The following is a 3,816-nucleotide window of genomic DNA, read 5'->3' on the forward strand; positions in this document are numbered from 1 at the left end:
CGTTACGGACCCCGGTCTTGTCGCTCTCGCGTTGACATCGGACGCTCGGTTTGGGCACGGCAGCGTCACAACTGAATCTCATCGTGTCAAGGGAACCGTCGCACGGACGATACTTGCCGGATGCCGACGGTGGAAGCTTCCGGTGGATGGTGGTCGTGGCCCAAGTGGGGTCTCGGCTTCACCATACCGCTTATGATCTATGCGCTCTGGGGCGCGTACGTGTACTTCAACTATCGCCACATCTCCGCGACTCAGTCCCCTGACGTGCCCGACGACGGCGGTATGATGTACCTGTTCGTCATGCTCGTCGTCACCGTCGCGGCGTTGGTGGCGCTCCTGATCGCCGCCGCCGTGCTGTGCGCGTTTCGTAGAGCACGGGCCGTTGGTGTGGGCATGATGGTCACCGTCCTGCTGCCGCTGGTGCTTCTCGCCGCCCATTACCTCTGGGCAAGCATGCAGATCGCCGACGCGGTCGGCGCGGGGGCATGACTGTTCAGAAGAACATCGTGATTGTCGAGCCCCGTTGATCTAATTGAAGAAGGACCACTGGGATCCTAATGGAACGGTGGTTGCCCAGCTCAGCGGTCTGCCGGAGACCCTCGTCCGTCTCGGCGGCCGGGCAACCCGGACACGGCTGCCCGATGAACTTCGAAGCCAGACCCAATTTCCGACACGGCAAGCGCAGGGCTGATCACTGAGAATGAGCGAGCCGCATAGAAGACCAGCCCAGGCCAGGTAGAAGGGTTTGGACACCCCGCTGTAGACCGGAGAGTTGCTCATGGAGGACGAGGCCGAAGGGGGACACCACAGCCTGCCTCCGGCGTTCCAGTCTGGCGGCGGCGGACTGGACTCGACCGTCGACGACTATCACGCCTACTTCCGGATGCTGCTCAACCAGGGAATGCACGGGACCAGCGGATTCTGTCCCGGCCCGCCGTCGAGCTGAGGACCACCAACCGCCTCACGCCCGAGCAGACAGCCGCCCTGCATGCCTGGGCCCGCTGTGTCGTCCATCTCTCCCAGGCCAGGAATTAGATCTGGATCGTGGCTATGGCTCCGAGTGAAAGGCCGGCCAGCCTCCAAAAGCCGGCGTCAGAGGCTCGCGAGCACGCCCGCAACGCCGCTACCGACTGTCACCACCGAATGTGGGCCAGAGCCGTTCGTTTGACAGACCCTGGCCTCGGCCCCGGTCAGGCGGCGTGCCTGATCGGGGCCGAGAAGCCGGCACACCAGGCTTGTTGATCAACCGATGTAGACGTAGAACGGGTCCTTGTCGAGGATCCGGAACGGCAGGAAGAGCTGGGTGTTCAACGTGTTTCCGCCCTGCGAGTTCTGCCAATCGTTGATCATGCAGACGCTGTAGCCATCGGGGCCTTGGCCTGGCGGCTCCGCTATCTCACACCAGGAGTACGACCGCGCGGGGCCAGTGCTGCCGGTGAAGGCGCCCTGGTCGGTGGAGGCGAACGGGTACTCGTCACACGACTTGCCCGGCGGTCGTGGATATCCGCCCTCGTTGGCCGGGGGACAGGCCGTGTTCCGGTTCAAGACCTGCAACGTGTCGTTGGTCAGGCGGGTTAGTGGCATCTCGTTGGGCAGTCCAGTGTCGGGATAGGCACCCGGCAGGCCGGAGAACTGCGCTTCAAGGATGTGCAGCGCGAGTTCTGGGTAGGGGCCGCTCGGCGAGTAGCGTATGACGGACCACGTATAGGCTGGGAAGACGCAGCCGGGCGGGGTGTTGCCAGGGAGGTCATTGTCACATCGCAACACAAGGGTCGGATCTATGTAGGTCATACTCGTATGTGCCCACAACGGGTTCCGCCATTGTGATGCCAGCACGCTACGCTCGGTGCGACGGGCGCCAGCCGGGATGTTCGGGGAATCATAGAAGGCGTACCCTTCGGCGGCTCCCCCCTTCGTGATCGGTTGCGGCGGGAACTCCTCGGCAGCGACCCCACACGCCTCGGATTGGGATGGTAGGCAAGCGGCGTAGCCTTCGACCGTTGTGCCTTGAATCAGACCCCAACCGTCGATCATCTCGACTCTGAGTTGCTGACCCCAAGTCGTACCGTCAGCGAACGAGTAATGGTAGGCGATGTGGACGAAGTCGATTTGTCCAACCATTTCCCCGGTTGATGTTTCCAGCACACCAAGGCTATAGGGAACGATCACACACGCTTGAGTCCGGGTAATCAGCCACCGCCACTCTGTTGAGACCTCGCACCATTCCGGAAACGGCTCAAGGTCGCTCGCCGTATTCACGCTCGGGCCGGCCGCCTTCCGCTTACTCAGGTGGAGCCTTGCCCGCTCGACGGAGCCCGGTGCGGTGCAAGCGACCAAACTCCGGCCCTGTCCGGCAAGCGTCGCGAGGTTGCGTCGGACCGTCCCGCAGTCATCGGACTGTTTCATGGGCTCGGCGCTTCTGGGCGCGGGCGCCACCCGTGGCCCGTTGAGGTTGTCTGCCGTCCGAAGTGTCTGCTCTGCCCTTTCTAGGATTCGGTCCGCCGGGGATGTGGCGGAGGTGCCTGGAGTTGCAGCGCCTGCCGGGGTTGGCGCCGCCACCAGGGTAAGCGCCAGGACTGCGGCCAACGAGGTGCCGCGGACGAATCGTCTGGGTCTGACAAAGGTGTGCGGATCGCTGGTTCCGCGGACAGGCTGCTCGGCCAGCATCGTTGCCCTCCCGTCTCTTGTCCGGTCACGTTTTCCCTCGATCGTGAGTGCGAGGGGTGGCACATTGAAGGGATTGTTTGCGCACAGTCTGCCTTCCTGCTTACATGTCGCTGACGCCGGGAGTCAGCGGCCGGGGTCGACGGAAACGACCTGCGACGAGTACAGGCACGACAATGGTTGATGTCTGCCGCGCTGGCTCGTGACGCCGATCAGAACTCGGGACCGGCCGTGGCTGATATCTGGGCTCTTCGAACTCAAGCGGGGTTGAGGTGTCCGCTGTGGCGTCCACCGAACCTAACAAGGCATTGCGCCAGGGACGCGGAAAGGGGCACTTGAGAGGGACTCAGGCGTGGATCCTCCACAGCCGTGCGGTGTCGTCCAAGCTGGCGGTGGCGAAGGTCTTGCCGTCCGGGCTGAACGCCGAACTGTTGACGTCGTCGGGCCGGTGAGGGTGGCGATGGTCCTGCGGGTGGCTACGTCCCACAGCAGCACTGTTCTGTCCCTGCCTGCTCACGCCAGGTGAGCGGTCAGCCAGCCGGTCACCGCCGCTGTGATACGGCCTTCGACCTGGCGAGCAGCCCTTAACCACCGGACAGATCGCAGAAGCCGACGTGCCAGCGGTCCGCAGTCGTGGTCCACGAACCGGCCTGGGCGTCCCAGGTCGAGTGCGGCTGCCGCGGCGAACCTCGTCAACGCCGAGCACCGCGACCGGCGCCGGCTCGGCCGGCAGCACCGTGGCTGCGCACCTGGGATCGGACGCGGGCGTCTGCTTCGGCGGCGCTGCCGCAGTGAGTTGAAGCCCTGTTCTAGGGTCATCGCGTGGCGATGGGCGGATATGCGCTGCGTGTCGATTTCGGTACGTCTTCGACGGTGGCGGTGCTGTCCGGTCCGGACGGGCGGGCTAGGCCGTTGCTGTTCGACGCGTCTCCGCTGTTGCCGTCCGGGGTGTTCGCCGGAGCAGCCGACTCGCCACTGCTGACCGGGGCGGATGCCGAACGCGCCGCGCTGGCCGACCCGGCCGGGTTTGGAGCGCTGTCGCTGATCCAGCAGACCGGGGATCGACTGGCCGAGGCGCACATCTGGCACAGTCTCGGCCACGCCCATCATCACCTCGGCGACCTGCGACGTGCCGTCAGTTGCTATCGACGT

The 3,816-nt window shown here is 64.6% G+C and carries 5 protein-coding genes and 1 pseudogene; 3 read left to right on the forward strand and 3 right to left on the reverse strand.

What is annotated here, in order from left to right; genetic code table 11:
• The first annotated feature begins 192 nt into the window (after positions 1 to 192).
• Complete coding sequence (locus tag Pma05_RS42005; protein ID WP_203863122.1) at positions 193 to 489, forward strand: hypothetical protein; 297 nt, start codon at positions 193 to 195, stop codon at positions 487 to 489.
• A 289-nt stretch (positions 490 to 778) separates the two neighbouring features.
• On the forward strand, positions 779 to 946 hold the full coding sequence (locus tag Pma05_RS42010) for a hypothetical protein (RefSeq protein ID WP_203863123.1): 168 nt from the start codon (positions 779 to 781) through the stop codon (positions 944 to 946).
• Positions 947 to 1,242: 296 nt separating this feature from the next.
• Here Pma05_RS42010 and Pma05_RS42015 read toward each other — a convergent pair whose 3' ends face one another.
• The 3 genes and pseudogenes from Pma05_RS42015 to Pma05_RS44400 all read right to left on the reverse strand — a co-directional run.
• Entirely contained in the window at positions 1,243 to 2,406 is a 1,164-nt protein-coding gene (locus tag Pma05_RS42015; protein ID WP_203863124.1) for a hypothetical protein, read from the reverse strand.
• Positions 2,407 to 3,010: 604 nt separating this feature from the next.
• On the reverse strand, positions 3,011 to 3,151 hold the full coding sequence (locus Pma05_RS42020) for a hypothetical protein (RefSeq protein ID WP_203863125.1): 141 nt from the start codon (positions 3,149 to 3,151) through the stop codon (positions 3,011 to 3,013).
• 38 nt (positions 3,152 to 3,189) lie between these two features.
• Positions 3,190 to 3,409, reverse strand: a pseudogene (locus tag Pma05_RS44400) (ISL3 family transposase); the annotation flags it as partial.
• A gap of 83 nt (positions 3,410 to 3,492) precedes the next feature.
• On the opposite strand from Pma05_RS44400, the gene Pma05_RS42025 reads away from it, so the two are divergent.
• Positions 3,493 to 3,816, forward strand: a 324-nt coding sequence (locus Pma05_RS42025) for a tetratricopeptide repeat protein (RefSeq protein ID WP_504961209.1), incomplete at its 3' end; no start/stop codon positions are given.

Source organism: Plantactinospora mayteni (assembly GCF_016862935.1).
Classification (GTDB): domain Bacteria; phylum Actinomycetota; class Actinomycetes; order Mycobacteriales; family Micromonosporaceae; genus Plantactinospora; species Plantactinospora mayteni.